The sequence below is a fragment of the Catenulispora sp. MAP12-49 genome (assembly GCF_041262705.1).
Taxonomy (GTDB): Bacteria; Actinomycetota; Actinomycetes; order Streptomycetales; family Catenulisporaceae; genus Catenulispora.
In genome coordinates, this window is the sequence record NZ_JBGCCP010000082.1 from 1 (window position 1) to 4,119 (window position 4,119).

The following is a 4,119-nucleotide window of genomic DNA, read 5'->3' on the forward strand; positions in this document are numbered from 1 at the left end:
GAACCGGTGTATCAGAGGTCTCGTTCACTATATAAAACAGCTGCTCACAGCCGCATTTGACGACACCGCCAAACCCTTAACTACGCGGCATTGCGCCGGCGCCTACTTGGCAAGTACGTCCATGACGTCCGCCGCGTCCATCGCGGCAAACGGCTCCCAGATATATCGTTGTTGTCGATAGTGATCACGAACTGTGCGGAGCAATCCGGGTCCTCGGGGTCGACCCAACGCCGATAGACCTTCACTACCATCGACCGGCCAGCGGGGTTGATCTGGGCCCACTTGACGAACCCGCCCTGTTCAAGGATCTCTTCGTGAACGAAGTTTATTTGGGCCGGTCACGGGAGCGGCGCGGGGCGTTCCATCCGGATGAGGGATCGCAGGTGGCGCGCGCGGGTGTTCGAGGACAGATCAGGGCACTGGTGGTTAACCCCGAACCGCGTCGTCGGACGGTCACGCCGCGTGATCCGGCGGTACACTACGAGTCCCCGGGCTTATTCAGGGGACGAATGTGCCGGGGGTCAGGCATGGAGGGGTGGGGGAGTGGCGCCGGACTGCGTCGTGGCCTGGGTTCGGGCCCTCGCGCGGGCGTACGCCCCCACCCCGACCCCGGGTGCGGCCGCCTCGAACGCCACCTTCTGGACGGTGTTCGCCGCAGTCGCGGGCGCACTGGGCCTGGGTGGCGTTGCCGCGCTGTCCGTCAAACAGCTCATCACGCCGTCCCTGAACCGCGCTGGCGCCTCCTTCGCGGAGGTGCTCACCGACTACTTGGCCGTGCTGAGGTCCCGCAGCCTGCGCCGCATCCGCCGCTACCAGCGCTCGGTCGCGGAGTACGCCCGCGAACACACCCTCGGGTTCGGCACAGAGCCGATCAGCGTGCGGGACGTCTACGTGCCCTTGGCGGCCGTGGCCACGGGCGAACGCCGGGACCTGTACGAGGCGATCCGCGGGGAACGCCGCTCGGTCGTGATCGGCGAAGCCGGCGCGGGCAAGTCGATGCTGCTCAAACACTCGCTGCTGGAGTGGACCGAGCGCCACACCACCCGCCGGAGCGAGATACCGGTGCTGGTGGAGCTGCGCCGCTTCAACTCCGGCCCGGCGGACGCGATCGACCTAGTCGCGCAAGTCCAGGAGTTCCTGCACACGCACCGCTTCAAGGGCGCGGCGGGCTTCGTCACCAAGGCGCTCGAGGACGGTCGGATCACCGTCCTGTTCGACGGTCTCGACGAGGTGACCGCCGACCGCCTCGACGGCGTCGTCCAGAAGCTGAAGGACTTCGCGCAGCGCTTCACCGACTGCCAGATTGTGGTCACCTGCCGTTCCTCGCTCTACAACGGCGAACTGGATTTCAGAACGGTGGTGCGGGTCGCAGAACTCGATGACGCGACCATCCGGCTGCTGCTGCACCGCTGGCCCGGCCTGGACGCGGCTTCACAGGAACGCCTCTACCGGACACTCGGGGCGAACGCGGCACTCAAACGCCTGGCGCGCAGCCCTCTATTGTTGTCGATGATGGCCTGGATGACGACGTCGGGCATCGCGCTGCCGACCTCGCGTGCGGACTTCTATGACACCGCGATCGAGAACCTGGTCCGGCGGGACGACGTCCTCAAACGAGGTCGGTCACAGTTCGCGGCGAACAAGAAGCTAGTGGTGCTGCGCGGCATCGCGTTAGTTCTCCAGGATCGCGCCGGCGCCGACCGGGACCGGCTGAACATCTCCCATGCCAGCGCCCTGGAACACATCCGCTCTATCGCCGCTTCGATTGACCTCGACGAGAAGGACGCCGAGCCGCTGCTGGCGGAGATCGTAGAGCGCAGTGAACTGCTTTCGAGCAGCGGTGGGGTGGCGCCGAGCTACTTCTTTCGGCATCTGACCTTTCAGGAGTACCTCGCCGCCGTGGAGCTGAGGGATGATCGCGAAGGGCTGCTCGACCGCTACGTGACCGACAGGAATGCCTGGCGGGAGACGGTCAAGCTGTGGTGCGGCCGGGCAGACAGGGACGCGACCCCGCTGATCCGGTACCTGCTCGACCACGACGGTCCCGGTGGCTGCACGATGGCGCTGGAGTGCGTGTCGGCGACGACGCGGGTGGGCGAGGCGATCGTTCGGGAAACGGTCGACCTGCTTGAGGTGGATCTGGTCCGCGCAGACGGTGTCCTGCCCAATCCAGAGGTCATCCTAGCGTTCGGGAACGCCGCAGCGGGCAGTGGTCCTCGCAGTGCCCTGATCCGAGACCGGTTGTTCGAGTTGGCTCGGAGCGGGTCCGACTTCTATCGCGCGGAGGCGGCTATGGAAGCGCTGGCCGCCTCGGGGCACGAGTCGGCGGCGGAGTTCCTCGCCAGTGGGTCGACCACGAGCGACATCAGTGCACGAATCGCGTTGGTATCCATGGGCGATCTGGCTATACCCGCGTTGTGTCGGCTGGCCGAGAGCGGCGACCTGAATGCGGTGGACGATCTGGCGGGCATTGCCACGCCGGCCGCCATCGAAGCTCTTGTGGGGTTGCTCATCCGCGGGCTCGAACCGGGAATGCGGGCTGCTTGGCGCTTGGCTGAACGACTCGGCGACGCGGTCGCCGTCGAGGTCATCGCGCGGGGTCCGGGGACCCAGGGGCCCAGCGGGGGCGAATGGGTCTGGGAACGCTTCAGCGGCGGGTCCTCAACGCTGAACGAGGTTGTGGCATGGGTCTTCAGTGTCGTCAACGGCTGCCCCGTCGAGGCGATCCCCAAGGACGTGGGCCGGATTGACTTCCGGTTCGTAGTCGCGTCCGTCGTCGTTGATCACGGCAACCCCCGGTTGTGGGTTGTGCCGGACCGGATAGTCGAGCTGACGGACCGAGTGCTCTCTGAGAGCCATCAGGTAGTCGCCCCTCCCGGGGCGAAACTGCAACTCGATGCCGTGCTGCGCGGGTTGCAGGAGCTGCCGGCTCTCACATCGGCGGGTGACGATCTGCGACGAGCGCTGCTAGACCATTACCAACTGTCCCCGAATCACACTGCCATGGTCGAAGCCATGGGGTATGAGGACCAATTGAGCATCCTGCTCTTACTTGGTTCGCCGCATCCCCGTTCGGAGTGGACCGCGATGCCGACGGTTGCCCCCAAGAGGTCCTATCTCTGGCCGGGCCTCATCGCGTGCGCAGTCCTTGCCGCGGTCTTCGTCATGGGAGCCGCGCCGTGGCAAGAATTCGAGATGATGGTCGGCCACCGGTCGTTCGGGCCGCGGGCGCTGGTGCCGGTGAGCTGGCTCGTTCTGTTGGGATTGTATTTCGCGCCCCGTCTCGGCTTCATAAGCCGCTGGGCGCGGTCGAGTCAACTCTTGCTTGCCGGGTTAACAACGCTCGTAGTCGTTTCCCTCACCTACCAACTCCTCATCGGAACCATCGCCACTGCCCGATTGATCGGCTTGCACCCGACCTGGATCGTCGCCGTTGGCGTCCCGCTGACCCTGCTGGCCCTCCACGCTCAGCATCGGAACAAGCGCTACAACAACCCGCTGCGCAAAGCCATCGAAGCTGCCGGCGCGACCTCGCCGACGACCTCGATCATCGCAAGCACACCCGCTCGAAAGCGCCCCTAAGCTTCCTCGAACATCCGCAACCGATGCGCCACCGCCGCAGCCTCGCCACGCCCCGAAACCCCAGCTTCGCGAGGATGTTGGCACGAGCAGGAATCCGTGCTCACCTGAACCAGGTGCCGAGCGGCGCTCCGCCGCGTTGCCGTATGGGGGAAACATGACCGTCGGCGTGTCGGATCTACCGGTCGTCTCGTCCGGTGGTGTCGTCAGACCTTGCCCAGGCATCAAGGGTGGTGCCGGCGCTACAGAGCGAGCGTTGCCGGTCTGGATTCCAACAAGCTGTCTATGGTCCCCGCGAGTGGCCGAGCCAATGGAAGTCGGTGCAGGCGCAGGGGAGTGCGAAGGGCGGTCCTTTGCGAGGTGCGTAGGCTTTCTTCGGAGAATACGCGGAGAAGCCTGTACCGTGCCAAAACTAACGTATACATGCTCTGGCCAGCTGGTTCGCCGAGTTGGTCAGGCGGCTCGGTGGTACTCGTGGATGGTGGTGGCGGGGACTTGTCGGCGGCGGATCTGTCCTTCGGTTGGGATGGCCTCAGCTGG

General features: G+C 65.5%; 1 protein-coding gene. It reads left to right on the top strand.

Annotated features, from left to right (window positions below; translation table 11 throughout):
• The first annotated feature begins 645 nt into the window (after positions 1-645).
• Positions 646-3,582 (top strand): NACHT domain-containing NTPase, encoded by a 2,937-nt coding sequence (locus ABIA35_RS49325; RefSeq protein ID WP_370347731.1) that lies wholly within the window; start codon positions 646-648, stop codon positions 3,580-3,582.
• Positions 3,583-4,119 lie beyond the last annotated feature (537 nt).